The sequence below is a fragment of the Streptomyces sp. NPDC048650 genome (genome assembly GCF_043199095.1).
In the GTDB taxonomy this organism is placed as follows: Bacteria; Actinomycetota; Actinomycetes; order Streptomycetales; family Streptomycetaceae; genus Streptomyces.
The window spans coordinates 104,664-126,325 of the sequence record NZ_JBICVM010000002.1 but is presented as its reverse complement, the minus strand read 5'-3'; the positions used below and the strand labels follow the sequence as shown (position 1 = coordinate 126,325).

The window sequence follows — 21,662 nt, the reverse complement described above, 5'->3', positions numbered from 1 at the left end:
ACGGGGCCTGGCCAACGGCGTTCCGGCGGCATTCGGAAGTGGCAGCCATCGCCTGCGCCGGCCGCCACCGGTCATCAACTCCCGTACGACACCCGGCCCGGCCGCGGAGGCGTGCGTGGGACGTCTCCGGTTCTGCCGCGAGCGCAGCAGTTGGGCGCCGCGCCACCGAATCGTGTCCGAAAGGAAGCACATGTCGTACCCTCCGCAGCCGGGAGGGCCGGGCGGCAGCAACGCGTACGGACAGGCGCCCCTGCCTTCCCAGCCGGCCGGCCCACCACCGGCAGCCCCAGGTCCCGTCCCCTCCGCGCCGTACGCTCCCCCCGGCCAGGGGCCGGCTCCCCAGGGCGGCCCCTACCCGGCCCAGCCCTGGCCGCCGCAGGCCGGCGGCCCGCCGTCACCGCCCCCGCCGCCGTCCGGCGGCGAGGGCAAGGGCCTGAAGCGGGCGGTCATCGGCGTGGTCGTCCTCGCCGTGCTGGCGGTCCTGGGCATCGGTGGAGTGGCGATCGTCAAGGGCATGGGCGGCAACGACCTGCCCGGGGGCGCCGGCGGCGACGCGACCGGGGAACAACTGCTCAGTGAGGCCGACATATCCGGTCTGCTCCAGGGCCGGACCCAGGCCCTCAAGAGCGGCGACGAGGACACCTTCCTCGCACCGTTCTCGGGTGACGCACGGACACACCAGAAGAAGATCTACCAGAATCTGCGCAAGGTACCGTTCGCGCAGGCCGACTACCGTGTCCTGAAGCAGACCGGTACCGGCAGCGACGACTACGGGGACGGCGCGACCGTCGCGCTCGACGTGGCGTTCGTCCACAAGATCCGGAACGTCGATGTCCAGCCGGTCGCCGAGTGGTACCGCTGGGTGGTCAAGCGGGCTTCCAAGAGCGACAAGCCGTCCATCACGAAGGTGGGCGGATCGCCTTCCGCCTACGGGGCGAAGGGATACGTCTACTACCCCGCGCCCTGGGACGTCTACGACGACATGTTCGTCGAGAAGCAGCCGCATTCGCTCGTCATCGCCGACAAGAAGAACGCCGCGAAGGTGAGCCGGTTCGCTCCGCACATCGAGAAGGCCGCGGCGGACGACGTCGCCTTCTGGGCTTCGAACGCGCCGACCGACGCACCCACCTCCAAGTCGTTCGTCGTGACCGTGGAGCCGGACCGGAAGGTCTACTCGACGCTCTACACGAGCTCGGAGAAGGACGTCGGCTGGGACGCGGGCATGAGCGTGGGCATGCCCGCGTTCTCCGAGACCTATGAGGACGTGCAGAACAAGCCGCAGTTCGGCGGCGCCCGGATCAAGCTGGACGCCACCGCCGGCTATTTCTCCGGCGATCAGTGGCAGCGCGGTGTGGAGCAGATCTCCCACCACGAGATCGCGCACTCCATCGTGCAGCCGCTGGACAAGGGCGACTACGGCCTCCTCGCCATGGACGGTGGCGCGCGCTCGTGGGTGGTCGAGGGATTCGCCGAGTACATCGCCTTCCACTTCGATCCCCAGCAGGGCTCGATGAAGATGCGGTCCGGCTTCGCGAAGGGCTCCTTCGACGGCAAGCTGCCCGACAGCGAACTCGGCTCGTATCCGCACAGCGTCGGCATGGACTACTCCCTGGCCTATCTCGCCATCAAGTACATCGAGAAGAAGAGCGGCCAGGCCGCGGCGCTGAAGTTCGTCGCGGACCACTACCAGAACCCGAAGAAGCTCGACCAGCAGCTGCAGACGGCCGTGGGCCAGAACACCGCCGACTTCCAGGCCGGCTGGGCCAAGTACGTGAGGAGCGTGGCCCCATGACGGACACCGGCACCCCGGGCGCGGCGGGCCCGCCCCCCGGACAACCACAGAACCCGCCCCCGGCCCCCGGCGCGATGTCGTGGCAGAAGGGCGCGCAGCAGCAGCAACCGCCGCAGCCTCCGCTCCAGCAACAGCAGGCACCTCAGTACCCGCAGGCACCTCAGCACCAGCAGGTGCCGCAGCAGCCGCAGCAGGGCTACGGCTACCCGCAGCAGGCGCCCGCCCCTCCCCAGGGGTACGCGCCCGCGCCGCCCGTGCAGCAGGCGTACGGCAACCAGCAGCCCCCGCCCCCGCCCGGGCCCCAGGCTCCCTACCCGAGCCAGGCCCAGGCACCGTACGGCGCCCCGGCCGCGCCCCCCGCGAAGAAGGGCAAGGCCGGCCTCATCGTGCTGCTGGTCGTGGCACTGGTGGTGCTGGGCGGAGCCGGTACCGGCGCCTGGTTCCTGCTGTCCGGGTCGTCCGCGGACGAAGCGGTGCTGTGGTCGCAGCCCTCCTACGAGGGCAAGCTCCCCCCTGGCGAGATGGCCGCCGAGGTGCAGGGCACCTGGTTCGCCGGCAAGACCGTGGTCCAGACCCTGCCCGACGGTGTGAAGGCGTACAACGTCGACAGCGGCAAGCGCGTCTGGGCGTCGCCGCTCCCCGGCGACACCAACACCGCCTGCGCGGCGCCCCCCGGGTCGGACGGCGGCATCGGCCTCGTCGCCTACGGTGACGCCAAGGCGTGCGACCATCTCGTCGCGTTCGACCTCAGCAACGGCAAGCAGCTGTGGACGAAGAAGTTCTCCAAGCCCAAGGCCAAGCCGAAGGACCCGGACAAGCTGTTCGACCCGGACGCCGGGGGTCCGCCCGACACCTCGGGCGGCAGCTTTGTCCGGTCCGGCGATGTCGTGATCACCAGTGTCTGGGGCGTCACCCGGGCGCTGAAGGTCTCCGACGGTTCCCCGGCGTGGACTCCGGGGCGCACCGGGAAGTGCGACGGCACTGGCTCGTACACCGGAGGCAAGGCGCTGATCCGTGTCCGCACCTGCGACACCAAGCCGTTGGGCGGCGTGGCGTACGACGAGGTCTCGAAGATCGACGTGGCGACCGGCAAGCCGAAGTGGACCTACACGTTCCACCCGGAGAAGGGCGAATTCGACGCCGGGATGGCCGTGGGCGGTAAGGTCATCAGCACGGACCCGGTGGTGCTCTACCCGGGCCGCACCGACATGGGCCTGATGGCGCTGGACAGCGAGACGGGCAAGCTCCGCAGCACCTTCTCGCCCAAGGAGCCGGCCAAGTACGTGCAGTCGCACGATCCCGAGGGCGCCCCGTGGACGCAGGCCGGGGCCTTCGGCAACACCTTCGTCATCGCGGTGTCGGAGGGCAACCCCGGCAACCTGCTGGTCGCCTACGACCTCGACAGCGGCAAACTGCTGTGGAAGACGAAGGTGGCGCAGTACACGGACTACTTCCCGCTGCCCGGTGCGAACGGCGACAAGCTCGACGTCTTCGTGCGCAACAACGACCCGGACAAGGGGCCGGAACTCGTCGAGTACGACCCCAAGTCCGGCAAGCCGCACACCGCCGTCGAGTACCCCGACGAGGTCGACGAGGGACTCGACAGCTCGGCCAGGCCCTACTGGCGCGACGGCCGGCTGTATATGACCGCCATCGGCAAGGAAGTGATGATGGAGTCGAAGTCGTACTCCATCATCGGGCTCAAGCTGAAGCAGTAGCCCCGGCCCAAGGCGCCCTACGCCGCCCCGCCGCCCCGTCGGGCAGGCGGGGCGGCGTCGTCGTCCCCGCCCGACCACAGGAAAGGGCCGGCCGGCACCGCGTCCGGATGCCGGGGAAGGGACCTCAGCGGCGGTGGTCCTCGACGTCGATCACCGGCGCGCCGGGGGAGGGCGGCTGGGTACGCCGCCGCTTGAGGATGGTCACGTACGTCGCCAGGCCGATGATGCCGACGACCATCAAGATGATGCCGACGAGGTCGACGTTGATGCCGGCCATGTGCCAGTCGACCGCGAAGGTGAGGATCGCCCCCACCGCGAGCAGCGCAATGCACCCGCCGATACCCATGGTTCCCGCCTCCGTAACTGCCGGGAGTGAACGCAAGGACTCCTCACGGGCGGATACCCGGCGACCGGGTGCTCATGTCCACAAGGGTGCGGGACACGGCGTTCGGCCGACCGGTCGCGGGCGTCATCCGGCGCGGCGCCGCGCCTTGGCCGCGGGCTTCCCGGCCGCGGACTTCTTCGCCGCGGTCTTCTTCGCGCCGGTGGCCTTCTTCCCGGCCCCCGAACCGGTGGCCCGCCCGGCCGACGCCCGTCCGTCCGCCCGCCCGGCGGACTTCCGCTCCGCGCCGCCCGCATCCTCCCCGCGCGACTCCTTCGCGGCCCGAACGCTGTCCTGCAAGGCCGCCATCAGGTCCATCACCTGACCGGCGGGCTCTTCGCGGGGCGTCTCGAAGGACGGCTCGCGGTGCGCCAGCTTCGCCTCCACGATCTCTTCGAGCGCCTCGCGGTAGTGATCGTGGACGTCGTCCTTCGACAGCTCCCCGTAGGAGTCCATCAGGCTCTCGGCGGCCGCCACCTCCTTGGCGGCGAGATCCACCTCGCCGTCGGGCAGCACGCCCTCCATCGGGCGGATCTGGTGCGGCCACAGCAGGACCTGCATCACCAGCGCGTCCTCCATCGGACGGATCATGGCCAGCGTCTCCCGGCCGTGCAGCGCGACCTTGCCGAGCCCGACCCGCTGGTGGCGCTCCATGGCCTGCCGCAGCAGGACGTACGGCTTCGCCGCGGCGGCGCCGTCGGCGCTCAGGTAGTAGCCCTTGCCCATCTGGAGGGGGTCGATGTCGCCACCGGCGACGAACGCCAGGATCGTCAGCGTCTTCGCCGTCGGCAGCGGCAGCGCCTCCAGGTCCTCGTCGCTCAGCGGTACGACCGTGTCCCCGTCGGCCTGATAGCCCCGGCCGATCTCGTCCGGCGGGACCTCGACTCCTTCGACGGAGCACACCGGCTGGTTGCGTACCCGGCCGCCGTCCGCCGTGTGGATCCGCACGAAGCTGACCGACGCGGTCGAGTCCGTGGCGGCGTAGGCGGCCACCGGGATCGTGACCAGGCCGAAGCTGATGGAGAACTTCGCCGTGGGACGCATAGGGGCCGCTTTCCTCGGTGCCGCTCGGCGTGCCTGCGGATCGCCGTGCCGGCGCTGAGAGCCATGCTAGGCGGGCCGGCCGAGGTGTACATCCCGGCCGCCGGCGGCGGTGTGCGGGGCGGGGCGCGGACCGGGCGCCGGGCCGGGGGAGGGTCCCGGTGTCGGGGGTGCGGGGTTCGGGGGGACCGGGTCCGGTTCCGGGCCCGGGGGTGCGGGAGGCACCGGGTCGGGGCCGGGCGCGGGAAGGGGACCGGGAGCCGGGCCCGGCTGCGGACCGGGGGGTCCGGGGCCGGGCCCGGGGGTGGGCGGCACCGGATCCGGGTGCGTGGGCCCCGGGGGCTGCGGTGTGGCCATGTCGTCCTCCGTAACCGGGTGGGGCGGCGTACCGTGCCGATCCGTCGGGGCCGGCCAAGGTGCCGCTCCCCGACGACGGGCTGACCACGGCCGAGCACGCCGGCGCACAGACCGCCGCCGCGCCCTGGTCGCGGCCACCGTTCCCGTCCGCTCGCCGCGTCCGCTCACCCCGTCCACGTCCAGTCCGCCACCTCCGGCAGATCCGTACCGTGCTCGCGGATCCAGGCGTGGTGGCGGGTACGGACGTCCGCCATCGCCTGGCGCAGGGCGACGGCCCGCACGCCGAGGCCGGGCACGCGATCCACGACGTCCATGACCAGCCGGTAGCGGTCGAGGTCGTTGCGGACGACCATGTCGAAGGGGGTCGTTGTGGTGCCCTCCTCCTTGTAGCCGCGGACGTGCAGATTGTCGTGGCCGGTGCGGCGGTAGGTGAGGCGGTGGATCAGCCAGGGGTAGCCGTGGTAGGCGAAGACGACCGGCCGGTCGGGGGTGAAGAGGGCGTCGTACTCGGAGTCCGGCATGCCGTGGGGGTGTTCGCCCGGGGTCAGCAGCCGCGCCATGTCCACGACGTTGACGACCCGAACGGCCAGTTCCGGCAGGTGGCGGCGGAGCAGACCGGCCGCGGCCAGCGTCTCCTGGGTGGGGACGTCGCCGGCGCAGGCCAGTACGACGTCCGGGGACGGGGAAGGGGTCTCCGCTGCGCGAGCGGCGCCGAGAGCTTGGGGACGGTTGCCGTCCTCGGTGCCCGCCCAGGCCCACACGCCGGCGCCGCGGGCACAGTGCGCGCGGGCCTCCTCGAGGGTGAGCCAGTCGAAGCTCGGCTGCTTGCCGGCCACGATCACGTTGACGTAGTCGCGGCTGCGCAGCGCATGGTCGGCGACCGCGAGCAGGGTGTTGGCGTCCGGCGGCAGATAGACGCGGACGACCTCGGGGCTCTTGTTGAGGATGTGGTCGACGAAGCCGGGGTCCTGGTGGGAGAAGCCGTTGTGGTCCTGGCGCCAGACGTGCGACGTGAGGAGGTAGTTGAGGGAGGCGATGGGCCGGCGCCAGGGAATCCGGCGCGCGGTGCGCAACCATTTGATGTGCTGGTTGACCATCGAATCCACGATGTGGGCGAACGCCTCGTAGCTCGAGAAGAGGCCGTGCCGTCCGGTCAGGAGGTAGCCCTCCAGCCAGCCCTGACACAGGTGCTCGGAGAGCACCTCCATGACCCGGCCGTCGCGCGCGAGATGCTCGTCGGTGCCGACCGTTTCGGCCTGCCAGGCCTTGCCGGTGGCCTCGTACAGCCCGTCCAGACGGTTGGAGGCGGTCTCGTCGGCGCCCACGACGCGGAAGTCACGCCGCTCGGCGGTGGCCGCCATGACCTCCCGCAGCAGGCCGCCGAGCACCCGGGTCGGCTCGTGCAGCACGGTGCCGGGCCGGTCGACGTCCACCGCGTGCCGCTCCAGCGGCGGCAGCGGCAGATCGCGCAGGAGCAGCCCGCCGTTGGTATGCGGGGAGGCGCCCAGCCGCCGGGGGCCCGCCGGCACACACGCGAGCACCTTCGGACGGGGCGCACCCGACGCGTCGAACAACTCCTCGGGCCGGTACGACCGCAGCCACGACTCCAGCTGACGCCGGTGGTCGGCATGATCGCGTACGCCGGACAGCGGCACCTGATGCGCCCGCCAGGTGCCCTCCACCGGCACCCCGTCGACCTCGTGCGGCCCGGTCCAGCCCTTGGGCGTGCGGAGCACGATCACCGGCCAGTGCGGGCGCTCCGTCCCGCCCTCGGAACGGGCCCGGCGCTGGATGTCACCGATCCGGTCCAGCGCCCGGTCCAGGACGGCGGCCAGCTCGTCGTGCACCGTCGCGGGGTCGTTGGCGACGACGTACAGCGGGTCGTGGCCGTAGCCGCGCAGCAGGGCGTCCAGCTCGTCGTGCGGGATCCGGGCGAGCACCGTCGGGTTGGCGATCTTGTAGCCGTTCAGGTGCAGGATCGGCAGGACGGCCCCGTCGTGCACCGGGCTGAGGAACTTGGTGGCGTGCCAGGACGCGGCGAGCGGGCCCGTCTCCGCCTCCCCGTCCCCGACCACGCACGCGACCACCAGCTCCGGGTTGTCGAACGCCGCCCCGTAGGCATGGGTGAGGGAGTAGCCGAGCTCGCCGCCCTCGTGGAGGGAACCGGGCGTCTCCGGCGCGACATGGCTGGGAATGCCGCCCGGGAAGGAGAACTGCCGGAACAGCAGCTCCATGCCCGCGCGGTCCCGGCTCACATCGGGGTAGGTCTCGCTGTACGTCCCGTCGAGCCATGAGTTGGCCACGACGGCGGGACCGCCGTGCCCCGGGCCCCACACGCACAGCGCGTCCAGGTCGCGGGCCTTGATCACACGGTTGAGGTGGGTGTGCACCAGGTTCAGGCCCGGTGAGGTGCCCCAGTGGCCGAGCAGCCGCGGCTTGATGTGCTCGGGGCGCAGCGGCTCGGTCAGCAGGGGATTGGCCATCAGGTAGATCTGGCCCACCGCCAGGTAGTTGGCCGCCCGCCAGTGGGCGTCGAGGGTCTCCCGTTCGGCGGGGTCGAGGTGGTTCGGCGCGGGCGTCGTCGTGGCGTCGCGCATGCTCATCTCCTCGCGTGACAGCTCTCGGCCGCGGCGGCCGTCCCGCGGACGGCGCGGCGGCCCGTCGGAACGCACAGGACGCGGGCGTCCTCCCGCGGCCCGTCCCTCCAGCACGCCCCGGAAGCCGGAACTCCCACCCTGCGTCCGTCACCCTGGGTACGCAAACGCAGGTGCACGGCGGGGGCGGGCGGGGCTGCGGCCGGCCGGGCGTCGATGCCGGCTAGTCGGGCGGCTCGGGGGCCGGATCCTCGCCCGGTCCGGTGCCCGGCGGCTCCTGCGGGTCGTGATCCGGCTGCTCCGGCTCCGGCTCGGCCGGGCGGGGGTCGCGCGGTACGGGGTCCGGCTTGCTCGGCACAGGCCCCGGCCCGTCGGGAATCGGCTCAGTGGTCATGATGCCCCTCCTTCTTCTCCATGGTGCGCGCGCGGCTCCCGGTGTGCACGGTACGTATCCGGCTAACCGGCTGCCGGGGGCCACAAACGCGCGGCAGTCCTTATCCCTTCCCGTGCGAAACGCATCACCGCGGCCCGGGCGGCTGCTACGTTCACCGCGTGGACGAACGCACGCTCGACGGCAGTGCCGGGGATGTGGACTACGGCTCGGTGGGCGACGGCTACGGCCACTACCGCCGCCCCGACAAACACATCGCGGCCGCCGTCGCGCAGGCGCTCGGCTGCGCGAGATGCGGCGGGTGGCACGCGGCCCGGTCGTGGTGCTGACCTGCGACCCGGACCTGGTCCGGGACTTCTGGCTGTACGACTACGCACCCGAGGTCCTGGACACCGAGGCGCGGCGCTACCCGCCGGTCGCCGGCCTGGCCGACGCACGGGGCGGCCGCACCACCGTCCAGCCGGTACCGATCCCTCTCGACTGCTCGGACGGATTCCACGAGGCGTACTACGGCCGCCCCGAACGCCTCCTGGAGCCCGGCGCCCGGCAGGCGTGTTCGGCGTGGAGCTTCGTGGACGACGAGGTGCGGGCACGGTCCGCCGCGCACCTGCGCCGCGAACTGGCGAACGGCGAGTGGGACCGCCGCCACGGTGCGCTGCGCCGACAGCCTTCCTACGACGGGTCGTTGGTGATCGTCCGGTCGGTGCCGGACTGACCCCGCAGCCCCGCGGGCCGCTCCCTACACACCCCGCTCAGTACACATCCCGCACGTACCGCTTGTCCGACGCGAGCTGCTTGACGTACGCGGCCGCCGCCTCCTCGGCCAGCCCGCCGTGCGCGACCGCGATCTCGCGCAGCGCCCGGTCGACGTCCTTCGCCATCCGGGACGCATCGCCGCACACATAGAAGTGCGCCCCCTCCTGGAGCCAGGACCACAGCTGCGCCCCGTGCTCGCGCATCCGGTCCTGGACGTAGACCTTGGCGCGCTGGTCACGGGAGAAGGCGGTGTCCAGGCGCGTGAGCAGCCCCGCGCGGCGCATCCCGTCGAGTTCGTCCTCGTAGTAGAAGTCGGTGGCGCGCCGCTGCTCACCGAAGAACAGCCAGTTCGGGGCGCGGTGCCCGAGCGCCCGGCGCTCCTGAAGGAACCCCAGGAACGGGGCGACCCCGGTACCGGGACCCACCATCACCATCGCGGTGGTGGGATCCGCGGGCGGCCGGAAGTGCGCGGCACGCTGGACGAACACCGGCACCCGGCTGCCGGGTTCGGCGTCCGCGAGGAAGGTGGACGCGACACCCTTGCGGGGGCGCCCGTGGTGGTTGTCGTAGCGGACGACGGAGACCGTCAGGCTGATGAGGTGCGGGTCGGTCGCGGGGCTGGACGATATGGAGTACAGGCGGGGCTGCAGGCGGGGCAGGACACCGGCCCACTCCGCCGCTCCGGCCCGTACCGGGTGTTCGGCGAGGACGTCGACGGCCTGCCGACCCCAGGCCCATCGGGCCAGCTCGCCCTTGTTGTCCGGGCGCAGCAGCTTCCTGAGGACGCGGTCGTGGCTGTGTTCCGCGACGAGCCGCAGCAGACCGGGGGTGATCCGGGCGATGTCCAGATGACCGTGCAGCGCCTCCCCGAGGGGTACCCGCCCCGGCCCCGCGAGCTCCACCGGGGAGGCGGGGTCGAGACCGGTGACCGACAGCCATTCCGCCACCAGCTCGGGGCAGTTGGCAGGCTGCACACCGAGCGCGTCGCCCGCCTCGTAGGCGAGCGGAGTGCCCTCGCCGTCACGGGTGTCGAAGGTGAATCGGCGGACCTCCTTCGTGGCCCCGGGAAGGCTGAGCAGCCGGTTGCCGGTCAGCCGCGCGGTGGCCGGCGCGGCCTTCGACGGGCGGGCGGGCGCCGGCGCCGGCGCCGCGGCCGGGGCCGGGGCGGGCACGGCGGAGCGGCCGGTGACCGTCGGTCCCGCCGGCTCGTCCAGCGCCAGGAGCACCCGCTCCAGCCACTGCCCGGCCGGCTCCTCGTAGTCCGGCTCGCAGTCGGTACGCGGCAGCAGCCGCACCGCCCCCAACTCGTCGAGGCGCTGATCGAGGCGGCGGCCGTGGCCGCAGAAGTCGTCGTACGAGGAGTCGCCCAGCGCCAGAACGCAGTACCGCACACCGTCCAGCCGGCCGGTGTCCGGCGCGCTGAGGGTCTCCCAGAACCCCGAACCGTTGTCGGGGGCGTCACCGTCACCGAACGTGCTGGTGACGACGAGCAGATCCGCGGTGGGCGGCAGGGCGGCCGGGGTGCTCTCGGCCATGCTCAGCAGCGTCGCCCGGCGCCCCGCGTCGGCCAGCCGGCGAGCCGCGCCGGCCGCCACCTCCTCGGCGTTCCCGGTCTGCGAGGCCCACAGGACGAAGACCGAGCGGCCGGCCGCGCCGTCGGCGGCGGGCTCGCCCCCGGCGACGCCGGCCCCGGCCTCCCCGGCGCGGGAGAACATCCCGGCCAGCAGGCCGTTGACCCACACCGCGCTCTCGGCGTCCAGCGGGGCGTCATCCGGCAGCACCGGAGTCCCCGCCGCCGCCCCGCCGCTGCCGAGCCCCGTCAGGAAGCCCGCCAGATAGCGGCGTTCGAGGCCGGCCAGCACCGGCGGGGCCACCTCGGCGACGCCCAGCAGGCCGGCGAGCTCCGCAACCGGCGCGGCCCCGGCTCCGGCCCCGGACCCGGCCGACGTCTCGGCCGCCGACCGCCCCCCGTCCGCACGCGGCGCGCCCGGCGCCGCGACCTTCGCCAGCGACACCGCGCACACCTTGAACTCCGGCTGGAAGGACACCGGATCGACCGCGTCGTTCGTCACCGCGTTGACGCTGAGGTATTCCCCGAAGAGATCGTTCCAGTGGAACGGCGCAAAGGTGTTCCCGGGCAGCACCCGGTCGGTGACGACCGCGGGCAGCACCGCCCGGCCGCGCCGCGAGGCGACCTCCACCGCATCGCCCTCCGCGACGCCCAGCGCCGCCGCGTCCCGCGGGTGGATCTCCACGAACGGGCCCGGATCGAGCTTGTTCAGCTTGGCGACCTTGGCGGTCTTGGTCAGGGTGTGCCACTGATGCGGCAGCCGGCCGGTGTTCAGGACGAACGGGAAGTCGTCGTCGGGCATTTCGGCCGCCGGCAGATGCGGACGGGCGAAGAACACGGCCCGGCCGTCCGGCGTGGGGAAGACCGGCCCGGTGCGGCTGCCGTCCGGACCCTCGCCCCGAGCCCGGCTGACGCCGTCGTCGACGTAGCGCACCGGATTGCGGTCGGGCCCGTCCGCGGTGGCGCTGGGCCACTGCACCGGGGTACGCCGCAGCCGCTCGTACGACACACCGCGCAGGTCGTACCCGGTCCTGGGGTTCCAGGCGCCCTTGATCTCCTCGAAGACCTCCTCGGCGCTGCCGTACCCGAACGCCTCGCCGTACCCCATCTCGCAGGCGATCCGCGCGATGATCCGCCAGTCCGGCCACGCCTCCCCCGGCGGGTCGGCGGCCTGTTGGACGAGCGTGAGATTGCGCTCCGAATTGACCATCACGCCCTCGGACTCGGACCACATGGCGGCGGGCAGCACCACATCCGCGTACGCGGTGGTCTCGGTCTCCGCGAACACGTCCTGCGCGACGACGAACTGCGCCGCCTCCAGCCCCTCGATGACCGTACGGCGATTGGCGACCGAGGCCACGGGATTGGTGCAGATGATCCAGCACGCCTTGATGTCCCCCGCCGCCATCCCCCGGAACATCTCCACCGTCCCCTGGCCGCCCCCGTCCGACCGCAGCGTCCCGTCCGCCAGCCCCCACAGGCCCTCGACGAAGGCGCGGTCCTCGGCCACCAGCGCCGACCGCTGCCCGGGCAGCCCCGGGCCCATGTAGCCCATCTCGCGGCCCCCCATGGCGTTGGGCTGCCCGGTGAGCGAGAACGGGCCGCTGCCGGGACGGCAGATCGCCCCGGTCGCCAGATGCAGATTGACCAGCGCGTTGGTGTTCCAGGTGCCGTGCGTGCTCTGGTTGAGCCCCATCGTCCAGCAGCTCATCCACTCACCCGCCGCGCCGATCCACTCGGCGGCCCGCCGGATGTCCGCCTCCGGGATCCCGGTGATCTCCGCGACCGTCGCCGGCGGATAGTCCCGCAGGAACTCCGGCATCGCCTCCCAGCCGCTGGTGTGCTCGGCGATGAAGTCGGCGTCCGTCCGGCCGTCCTCGACCAGCAGATGCAGCAGCCCGTTCAGCAGCGCCAGATCCGTACCCGGCGCGATCTGCAGGAACAGATCCGCCTTGGCCGCCGTCGCGGTGCGCCGCGGATCGACCACGATCAGCTTGGCGCCCGCCTTCACCCGCTCCATCAGCCGCAGGAAGAGCACCGGGTGGCAGTCGGCCATGTTGGAGCCGATGACGAGGAACACGTCGGCCCGCTCGAAGTCCTGATACGAACCGGGCGGCCCGTCCGCGCCCAGCGACAGCTTGTAGCCGCTGCCCGCACCGGCCATGCACAGCCGCGAGTTGGACTCGATGTGCGCGGTGCGCACGAACCCCTTGGCGAGCTTGTTCGCGAGGTACTGCGCCTCCAGCGACATCTGCCCCGACACGTACAGGGCCAGCGCGTCCGGCCCGTGCTCGTCGACGATCGCGCGCAGCCGCCGCGCGGTCTCCCGGACCGCCGCCTCCATCGCCTCCGCCGCCGGCTCGTCGCCGCGGTCGGCGCGGACCAGGGCACTGCCCAGCCGCCCCGGGGCGGCCAGCAGGTCGGCGCTGGTGGCGCCCTTGGTGCACAGCCGCCCGGCGTTCGCCGGGTGCGCCTTGTCGCCGGATGCCCGCCGCACCCGACGCCGCCCGTCCGCACCCCGCTCCACGTCGAGGACGATTCCGCAGCCGACACCGCAGTACGAGCACGCCGTACGCACCTGCGTGATCTGGTCGGTCTGCGGTTCCGGAGTGGACACGGACGGCCCCTTCATGGTCGGACGATGACCACCCGACCGTAGGATCCGCCCGTTTCACCGCTGTCACGCCCAGCGATCAGCGGGGGTTACGGCGACCACACAGCCGCCCGCACCGCGGCGTGAGGACCCCGGCTGCCGCGTCACACCAGGTCCGCCAGCGGCACCCCCGGGTCGGCGAGCCGCGCCGTGTCGACCGTCCGCCCACCGGTCACCAGCGCCCGGATCGGCTCCACGACGTCCCACACATTGACGTTCATCCCCGCCAGCACCCGGCCCCCGGACAGCCAGAAGGCGATGAACTCGCGGCTGCGCCTCTCGCCCCGGAAGACGACACGGTCGTAGCCGCCGGGCGCGACGTACCCCGTGTACTCCATCCCCAGGTCGTACTGATCGGTGAAGAAGTACGGCAGCCGGTCGAAGGCCACGTCCTGGCCCAGCATCGCCCTGGCCGCGGTCTGCGGCTGGTGGAGGGCGTTGGCCCAGTGCTCGACGCGGATGTGCTCGCCCAGCACGGGGTGGAAGGCGTTCGCGACGTCACCGGCGGCGTGGATGTCCGGGTGCGAGGAGCGCAGCTGGGCGTCCACCCGGACCCCGTCGTCCACATCCAGCCCCGCGTCCACGGCCAGCCCGCTGTTCGGCGTGACACCGATGCCGATGATCACGGCGTCGGCGGGGATCTCACCGCCGTCCGTCAGCCGCACCCCGTCCGCGTGCCCGAGCGTGCCGGTGATCTCCGCCACCTCGACGCCGCAGCGCACGTCGACGCCGTGATCGGTGTGCAGATCCGCGAAGACCTGCGCGACCTCGGGCCCCAGCACCCGCAGCAGCGGCAGCTCCGCCGCCTCCAGCACGGTCACCTCGACGCCCGCGGCACGGGCGGCGGCCGCGGTCTCCAGCCCGATCCAGCCGCCACCGATCACCGCGATCCGGGTGGCGTGCCGGAACGTCTCCTTGAGCTGATCGCTGTCCGCCAGCTGCCGCAGCGTGTGCACCCCGTCCAGCTCGGCGCCCGGCACCGCCAGCATCCGCGGCGCCGCCCCGGTGGCCAGCAGCAGCTTCGCGTAACCCTGCCGGCTCCCGTCGGCGAGGGTCAGCTCATGGGCCGCCGGATCGATCGCCCCGACCGCCGTCCCCAGCCGCAGGTCGACGTCGTGGTCGCCGTACCACTCGCGCGGATGCACAAACGCCTTCTCCCGCTCCGACGTACCCAGCAGGTACCCCTTGGACAGCGGCGGCCGCTCGTAGGGACGCTCGCGCTCGTCCCCCAGCAGCACCAGCGGCCCGTCGAACCCTTCCTCGCGCAGTGTCTCCGCGGCCTTCGCACCGGCCAGTCCCGCTCCGGCGATCACCAACGCATTGCTCGTGGCCATTCCCGCTCAGCTCCCTGTGTCCCGGCGTTCCAGGCCACAGGTACCCACTGGGCGGCCGAGCGGATCCCGCCGATGGTGTTGCCGGGCCGGAACCTTCCCGCAGGTCCGCGCCCTTGCGGGCGGCGAAATCCGGCCGGAGCACACGCCCGGGGCCCGGCCCGCCCCGCCGCTCCGGCCGTCAGCCGCCCCCGCTCACCCGTTCCAGATGCCCGCGCAGCGCCCGCGCCGTCACGTCGCGGTCCTCGCCGACGACGAACGCCCGCACCCCGTCGGCGCGCCACTCGGCGCGGCGCTCCGGCGTGGTGGACATCGCACAGAACGGGACCGAGTGCCGGGCGCAGGACGCGCGCAGCGTGCGGACGGCCTCCTGCACCCGGGGGTGCCGGACCTGCCAGGGCACCCCGTAGGACTGGGAGAGGTCACCCGGACCGGGCAGGACGAGATCGACACCGCCGGGGGCGAGGATCTCGTCGATGGCGGCGACGCCCTCGGCGTCCTCGATCAGCGGTACGAGCATGATCTCGGCGTTGGCCCGGCGGATGTACTCGGTGAGCTCGATCCGGCCGAAGCCCGGTCCGCGGCCGCCGTTGAGGGAGCGCATGCCCTCAGGGGCGTAGCGCGCGGCGCGGACCGCGGCGTCCACGTCCGCGCGGGTGCGGACGTGCGGGACGACGATGCCCATCGCACCGGCGTCCAGAGCACGCAGAACGGCACCGGGGTCGCCCTCGGGAACGCGGACGAACGGGGTGAGGCCGGTCGCCTCGGCGGCCCGGATCAGGTTCTCCAGCCGCTGCGGGTCGACCAGGGTGTGTTCGGTGTCCAGGATGACGAAGTCGTAGCCCGCGCAGCCGATCATCTCGATCATCGAGGGTTCCGGCAGCGTGCTGAACAGCCCGGTGACCTCCTCGCCCGCGGCGAGCCGGCGGCGGACCTCGTTGGGGCGGAGCATGTCAGTTCCCGCCCTCCTCGTCGCTGCCGTTGTCCGCGGCGCCCAGGAAGTGGAAGCCCGGGCGCGGGTGCATCAGGAAGTCATGGTGCGAGATGTTCCAGGCGTACGCCCCGGCCGTCCCGAAGACCACCCGGTCCCCGGCCCGCAGCCCCGACGCCGGGACGTCGCGGGCGAGGACGTCCTTGGGCGTGCAGAGCTGACCGGCCAGCGTCACCCGGTCGCCCGTCGCCGCCGACCGGGGCCAGGCGTGCGGCCACGGCGCACCGGACGGCAGGACCGTGCACGGCTGGTCGTGCCCCTTGGTCGCCGGAGTGCGCAGATGGTGCGTGCCGCCCCGCACCACGGCGAACTCCTCGCCGTGGCTGAGCTTCACATCCAGCACCTCGGTGGCGTACCAGCCGCAGTACGCCGTGAGCGCACGGCCCGGCTCGATGCGCAGGGTGAGACCGGGGTGGTCCGCCGCGAGTCGGGCCAGACCCGCGCCGTACGCCGCCCAGTCGAAACGGGCCTCGGGCGCCGCGTAGTCCACGGCCATCCCACCGCCGACGGTCACCTCGGACAGGGCGACACCGTGCCGGTCGGCGAGCCGCGCGGCCCAGGTGACGACGGCACGGGCCACGGCGAGCTGCTCGGGAGCCTCCAGGCCGCTCGCCAGGTGGGCGTGGACACCCCGCAGTTCGAGATGGGGAAACGTGCCGTCGGTGAGCTGGGTGACCACCTCGTCGGCCTGGGCGGGGTCCAGACCGAAGGGGGTGGGCCGGCCGCCCATGGCCAGCGAACTGCCGTCCAGCGCGCCGTCGCCCACCGGAAGGTTGAAACGCGGCAGCACGGCGACCCGGCGGCCCGCGGCGTGCCGTCCGGCCAGCTCGCCCAGCATGCGCAGCTCGTACATGCTCTCCACATGGAACCGTGACACCCCCAGGTCCAGCGCCCGGACGAGCTCGGCCGGCGTCTTGCCGGGGCCGCCGAACGCCAGCGGCGAACCGGGGACCGCCTTGCCGACGTGTGCCAGCTCGCCGCCGGAGGAGACCTCGTACCCGTCCACATAGGGGCGCAGCGCGGTCAGGATCTCCGGCTCCGGGTTCGCCTTGGCGGCGTAGTACAGCTCCACCGCGGCGGGCAGGGCCGCCCGGACACGTGCCACGTGTTCCTGAAGAGCCGTCAGGTCATACAGATAGGCGGGCAGCTCCTCGGCCGGCAGGGCGTCGGCACGCTCGCGGACCAGGGGGGTCGGGGCGGTCATCGGGCGCTCCAGGAGGTGGTGTCGTCGGTGCGTACGGCGCCGGTCAGGACGGACTCGGCGAGCGGCGAGGGCAACAGCACATAGCCGGCCTCGCGGTCGGCCTTGCGCTCCCAGCGCGTCAGCAGATTGGCCTTGGCGGGCAGCGGCACACCGGCGAGCAGGGCGGCCAGCCGGGGCGGGCAGCCGTACCGGTCGGCGTGGGCCTGGAGCGTGCGGCGGACCTGCGCCCACAGGTCCGCCTCGCTGTCCGGGTGCAGATCCGCGAGCGCGGCGAGCATCTCCGAGACGTGGTTGACCAGCAGGCAGTAGACCACCCGGTCCCAGCCGCGCTGAGCGTCGTACGTCATGGGCGCCGCGACGGCGTCCGGCAGGGAGGCGAGCAGCTCGGCGTGGTGCTCGGGGACGAGCTTGGTGCCCTCCAGGTCACGGAAGAGCACCTGGGCGGGCATGCCGTCGCCGTCGACGCAGACCACCACGTTCTGCAGATGCGGCTCCAGCACCACGCCGTGGTCGAAGTAGGCGGCGAGCACCGGCGGCAGCAGCAGATCGAGGTAGGCCGTCCACCACGCGAGCGCAGCCTGCGGGCCCGCGCCGTCCAGCAGGTGCGAGACATGCGCGGCGCTGTTCGGGTACTCGTCGGCGACCGCGGCGGCCAGCAGCGGAGTGGTGCCGGGCAGCAGCCGCTGCGAGAGCCCCTCGCGGACGATGACGCCGAACCCCTCGAGCAGCTCCGTGTCGGGCCGGCCGTCCGGGCCCGGCAGCGCGAGGCTGCGGTAGGCGGGCTCGCGCAGCACCGCACTGCCCGGGAAGCGGGTCGCCAGGTCGGCGAGGACCGGCTCCAGCAGCCGGGTCAGGGCCACCGCCCCGGTCAGCTCGTAACTGGAGTTCTTCCGAAGGCAGTTGGTGATCCGCACATTCAGGCTGAACTTGAGGAAGGCCGCGCCGTCGTAGAGCGTACGGACGGACGCCGTGGCGGCGAACGGGTCCCGGCCGGTACCGAGGAGACGGATGTCGCCGCGGTCCAGGGCCTCCCGCAGACAGGCGTGGTCCCTCAGCAGCTCGTACTGCCACGGATGGGCGGGCAGCAGCCGGTAGCCCTCCGGAACCTCGGGGTGCAGCGCGTCCAGCGGCGCGGCGGCGCCCGCCACGGCGGACTCCTCGGCGATCAGCTCCTCGCGCACGGCGAGCAGCAGCAGCGGGAACGACGCCCCGGTCTCCGGCGCGTACGACCGCCACGCGGCGGGGTCGCCGGTACGCGCCTTGGGGGTGGGATGGAAGCGGTGCCCCAGGATCAGGGACTGCTCCGAGGCGAGGTAGGCGGCGGGCCCGTCCTCGGCACCGACGGCCGGGCGCGGCACCGCACGCGCCTCCAGCGCGGCGCGGACCGCCTCGTGGCTGGAGGTGATCTGCGCCAGGAACTCGTCGTTGTCCACGCCGGTCCGCAGCGACAGCTCGGCGTGCACGTACTCGGCCAGCCGCCGCCAGCCCACCTCGCTCCAGCCCGCGTCCGTCTCCTCGGTCACCGGGCCGGTGAACCGGTGCGCGCCGATCAGCGACGTACGGCGCAGCGCGACACGCAACAGCACACCGCGCCGCGGCAGCCGGATCAGCAGGTGACCGGAGTCCACCGCAGTCTGGTGCTCGGGGCCCGAGACCTCGCGCAGCAGGCAGTTCAGCAGGGTGTGCGCCACCGCCCGGTCGGCGGTGGGCGGACCGGCGGGTGCGGCGGAAGACGGGACGTCATCGGGGGACGAAGCCGGGACGGTACGGGGAGAATTGGTCAGCGGGGGCATCAAAGGCTCCTGCGGGTGCGGGGGAGACGGGGAAGCAGAGCGGGGGCGACGGTCGCGAGCGCTGTCACCAGCGCGATCGCGGTACCGATCAGCAGAGGCGCGGCGGGGCCGAACACGTCGTTGCCGACCGCCGCGGCCAGACCGGCGGCGACGGCGCCGGCCTTGGAGAAGAACTCGATGGAGCCGAACAGACCACCGGGCGACCGGCCCTTGGCACAGTCGGCGGCCAGTACGGACAGACAGACCAGGCCCATCGTCAGCCCGGCACCGAGCACCAGCCGGACGGCGACGAAGGAGGGCAGCGAATCGGCGACGCCATGACCGGCCAGCCCGAGCGCGATACAGCCGAAGCCGAGCACGATCCCCAGCCGCGGCCGGGTGCGGAACAGCGAGTGCACCGCCATCGCCGCGACCAGATAGCACATGTGCGGCAGGGCGAACAGCACACCGGACACCATCGGCCCGGTACCCGGTATTCGCTCCTCGATCAGCGAGATCAGGTACGGAAAGGAGATCACCGTCGAGAAGACGAAGGCGAACTCCAGCGCGTACAGCGCACGCAGCGACGCGGCCGGAGCACGCCCGGACGGCTCCGCCGCAGCGGCCTCGACGGCGGTCGCACCGTCCGCCGCCACCTCCGCGCCGGCCGGGGGCCCCGCCGTCGGCGACGTCCGCGGCGGCTCCGGCAGCGCCGCCAGCATCAGGGCGGCGGCCAACGGCAGCACCGCGAGCAGGGCGTACTGGCGGTGCGGCGACAGCCAGGGCGTCAGCGCCCCCACCACGATCGGCGCGAAGACCAGCGCGGCCCGGGCACTGCCCTGCATCAGCGTCAGCGCCCGGGACAGCGCGGCACCCTCCAGCGCCGCCCCCAGATAGCCGTTCGACGCGGCGAAGGTACCGCCCAGCACACCCTGGATCACCAGCGCGGCCGCGAACGTCCCGATGGAGTCCGCCCAGCCGGCCAGCAGGAACGCGGCGGCGAGCCCCAACTGCGCACGCAGCAGCAGCCGTTTGCGGCCGAAGCGGTCGGCGAGCCGGCCCCACAGCGGGGCGCCGACGGCACCGAAGATGGTCGGGACGATGTACAGCAGACCGGCCCAGCGGGCGGCGCCGTCCCCCAACTCGGGAAGGATCTTGGTGAGATACGGCGGCAGGCCGAGCGCGGCGAAGGACGCCACGAAATAGCAGCCGGCCACCGCGTGCACCTGACGGCGGGCCAGGCCCGGCCGGACCTTGGTCTCCACGGCGTCCGGTGTGACCCGGCGCGACGTTGCGGAATTCATCGGAAAGCCCCCGTCGGCAGCGAAGGATTCGCCAGCAGGTAGTTGGGGCCGCTGGCGTAGTGCTTGTTGATGTCGGAGGCGCCCGAGCGCTCCTTGGACAGCAGGGAACCCGCACTGACCATGGCCTTGATCGGGAGCTCCGGCGCGTCCAGGACGGCGGCACGCAGCGCGGCGCCCGGCTCCCCCGGCGCCGTGCCCAGCCGCTCGGCCGCCTCGCCGAGCCGGTCGCGGACCAGGCCCAGCAGCCGCCCCAGTGGCGCCCGACCGTGCCGCGCCAGCCCGAAGGCGTACGAGCCCGCGCACAGATGGACGGTGATGGTGGTGAACAGGTCCAGCACCGGCCGGTCACCGTCGGCGAATATCCGCGGATCGGCGAAGTCCGCGGGGTCCGGGGCGTGTGCGCCCAGGGTCTCCCGCAGCCGGGCGGTGTTCAGGCGCGGCGAGTCGTTGTCCTTGAACAGCAGCCGCAGCCGGGTACCGCCGGTCTCCCGCCGGTCCAGGACCAGCGAGATGTTCTGCTGGTGCGACTCCAGCCCGATGCCGTAGCCGAAGAGGGTGGTCTGCCAGTCGAAGAGCAGGGTGAGGCAGGCGTCCAGCAGCGCCAGCGGGTCGCCCCCGTAGAAGCGGTCGGCGAGGTGGTCGATCACCAGCCGTCCGCCCGGCGCCCGGCCCAGCAGCGCGGCCATCGGCACCACGGCACTGCCCTCCAGACCGGCCGGGTAGCGGCGGCACAGCACGGCCAGCAGCTCGTGGCCGGCGTGCGCATACACCGTCTCGTCCGCCTGCAGGATCGACTCAGCGAACCGCGGCTCGCGGGCGATCACCGTCTCCAGCAACCGCTGCCCCGCGGCGCCGTCGACCAGCGTGCGCGGCTTGATGGTGCGCCGGTTGCGCAGGCCCAGCGTCGCGGTGGCCAGCGGCAGTTTGAGGTGCAGCCGCGGGTCGGCGTGCAGCGCCACCGTACGCATCGACAAGGTGGGCACGGCCTCCAGCCGGGCCTGTCCGGACAGCACCGCCTCGCCCGCCAGGCCGCTCTCGCGCAGCGCTTCGTGCAGCGGGTCGCCGAGCGTCAACGGATGGACGGGCAGGGCGAGATGACTGCCCTGGAGGTGGGGGAGGCCCAGCTCCGCGGCCGTCGGCCAGCAGGCCGGCAGGGCCGCCTCGCCACCCGCCACGGCGACCGCCGCCCGCGGCAGGGCGAGCCAGCGCAGCGCGAAGTCCGGACGGAACTCCGGCGCGTAGCGGCGCAGTTGGCTTTCGTCGAGACCGGAGCGGCCCCGGGAGGCCGGGTAGACGGGATGGTCGAGACGGGCGGCCAGCGCGTCGTACGCCAGCCCGCCGTCCAGCCCCGACCAGGCGCCGGGATCCTCCCCGTGACGTTGCGTCAGGTGCCGCTCCGCCTCGTCCCGGGTCCGGGCGTGCAGCCGCATCGTCGCCAGGGTCTGGCGGCACTCCTCGGCGAAGGCGTCGAAACCCGCCCGGTCCTCGGGGTCGGCGAGCGCCCGCAGCGCCGTGAGCACCCCGTCGACGGTGGTCAGCCGGCCGCCGTCCGTCTCGCGGACCAGCACCGGCAGCCGGGCGGCGTGGACGCTCTGGTAACCGTCCGCGGTGAGCGGCAACAGCAGGGCCCCGGCCGCCTCGTCCGCGGGCAGCCGCAGCCAGGGGCCGTCCGGCCGCTCCAGCACGGTGCCACGGCTGCGCAGCCCGACGACGTCCTCGCGCAGCAGCGCGCCCAGGACCCGGGTCAGCAGCTCCGACTCCTGCTGCGCGTCCTGCTCCGTCTGCCGACCCGCCGCCCGCAGCGCC

Annotated in this window: 15 protein-coding genes; 4 read left to right on the top strand and 11 right to left on the bottom strand. The window is 73.1% G+C overall.

The window, feature by feature from the left end:
* Positions 1-190: 190 nt before the first annotated feature.
* Both ACGFML_RS06315 and ACGFML_RS06310 read left to right on the top strand, forming a co-directional pair.
* Positions 191-1,792, top strand: coding sequence for a hypothetical protein (locus tag ACGFML_RS06315; protein ID WP_393540626.1), 1,602 nt, complete (start codon positions 191-193; stop codon positions 1,790-1,792).
* Positions 1,789-3,510 carry a PQQ-binding-like beta-propeller repeat protein gene (locus ACGFML_RS06310; RefSeq protein ID WP_393540625.1) on the top strand — a complete coding sequence of 574 codons (1,722 nt, stop codon included), beginning with the start codon at positions 1,789-1,791 and terminating at the stop codon, positions 3,508-3,510. The genes ACGFML_RS06315 and ACGFML_RS06310 overlap by 4 nt, the downstream gene beginning before the upstream one ends.
* Positions 3,511-3,634: 124 nt before the next feature.
* Here ACGFML_RS06310 and ACGFML_RS06305 read toward each other — a convergent pair whose 3' ends face one another.
* From ACGFML_RS06305 to ACGFML_RS06290, 4 genes are all read right to left on the bottom strand, one after another.
* Positions 3,635-3,856 (bottom strand): DUF6458 family protein, encoded by a 222-nt coding sequence (locus tag ACGFML_RS06305; RefSeq protein ID WP_393540623.1) that lies wholly within the window; start codon positions 3,854-3,856, stop codon positions 3,635-3,637.
* Between the two features lie 123 nt (positions 3,857-3,979).
* Positions 3,980-4,936: a Ku protein gene (locus ACGFML_RS06300; protein WP_393540621.1), complete on the bottom strand. Its 957-nt coding sequence runs from the start codon at positions 4,934-4,936 to the stop codon at positions 3,980-3,982.
* Positions 4,937-5,454: 518 nt separating this feature from the next.
* The gene (locus tag ACGFML_RS06295; protein WP_393540619.1) at positions 5,455-7,887 is read right to left on the bottom strand and encodes a phosphoketolase; all 2,433 of its coding nucleotides are present in this window, start codon (positions 7,885-7,887) and stop codon (positions 5,455-5,457) included.
* 220 nt (positions 7,888-8,107) lie between these two features.
* A complete protein-coding gene (locus ACGFML_RS06290; RefSeq protein ID WP_393540616.1) occupies positions 8,108-8,278 on the bottom strand; it encodes a hypothetical protein in 171 nt (56 codons plus the stop codon).
* A gap of 158 nt (positions 8,279-8,436) precedes the next feature.
* Between ACGFML_RS06290 and ACGFML_RS06285 the strand changes: the two genes are divergently transcribed.
* Together ACGFML_RS06285 and ACGFML_RS06280 are read left to right on the top strand one after the other, a co-directional pair.
* Positions 8,437-8,604, top strand: coding sequence for a hypothetical protein (locus ACGFML_RS06285; RefSeq protein WP_393540614.1), 168 nt, complete (start codon positions 8,437-8,439; stop codon positions 8,602-8,604).
* Positions 8,577-8,990, top strand: a complete 414-nt coding sequence (locus ACGFML_RS06280; RefSeq protein WP_393540613.1) for a hypothetical protein — start codon at positions 8,577-8,579, stop codon at positions 8,988-8,990. Before ACGFML_RS06285 ends, ACGFML_RS06280 begins: the two co-directional genes overlap by 28 nt.
* A 37-nt stretch (positions 8,991-9,027) precedes the next feature.
* Here ACGFML_RS06280 and ACGFML_RS06275 read toward each other — a convergent pair whose 3' ends face one another.
* The 7 genes from ACGFML_RS06275 to ACGFML_RS06245 form a co-directional block, all read right to left on the bottom strand.
* Entirely contained in the window at positions 9,028-13,233 is a 4,206-nt protein-coding gene (locus ACGFML_RS06275; RefSeq protein ID WP_393540611.1) for a molybdopterin-dependent oxidoreductase, read from the bottom strand.
* Between the two features lie 125 nt (positions 13,234-13,358).
* A complete protein-coding gene (locus ACGFML_RS06270; RefSeq protein ID WP_393540609.1) occupies positions 13,359-14,588 on the bottom strand; it encodes an NAD(P)/FAD-dependent oxidoreductase in 1,230 nt (409 codons plus the stop codon).
* A 178-nt stretch (positions 14,589-14,766) separates the two neighbouring features.
* On the bottom strand, positions 14,767-15,537 hold the full coding sequence (locus ACGFML_RS06265) for an HpcH/HpaI aldolase/citrate lyase family protein (protein ID WP_393540608.1): 771 nt from the start codon (positions 15,535-15,537) through the stop codon (positions 14,767-14,769).
* A 1-nt stretch (position 15,538) separates the two neighbouring features.
* A complete protein-coding gene (locus ACGFML_RS06260) occupies positions 15,539-16,780 on the bottom strand; it encodes a type III PLP-dependent enzyme (RefSeq protein WP_393540606.1) in 1,242 nt (413 codons plus the stop codon).
* Complete coding sequence (locus ACGFML_RS06255) at positions 16,777-18,573, bottom strand: IucA/IucC family protein (protein ID WP_393540604.1); 1,797 nt, start codon at positions 18,571-18,573, stop codon at positions 16,777-16,779. Before ACGFML_RS06255 ends, ACGFML_RS06260 begins: the two co-directional genes overlap by 4 nt.
* On the bottom strand, positions 18,573-19,856 hold the full coding sequence (locus ACGFML_RS06250) for an MFS transporter (protein WP_393540603.1): 1,284 nt from the start codon (positions 19,854-19,856) through the stop codon (positions 18,573-18,575). Before ACGFML_RS06250 ends, ACGFML_RS06255 begins: the two co-directional genes overlap by 1 nt.
* On the bottom strand, positions 19,853-21,658 hold the full coding sequence (locus tag ACGFML_RS06245) for an IucA/IucC family protein (protein ID WP_393541658.1): 1,806 nt from the start codon (positions 21,656-21,658) through the stop codon (positions 19,853-19,855). Before ACGFML_RS06245 ends, ACGFML_RS06250 begins: the two co-directional genes overlap by 4 nt.
* Positions 21,659-21,662 lie beyond the last annotated feature (4 nt).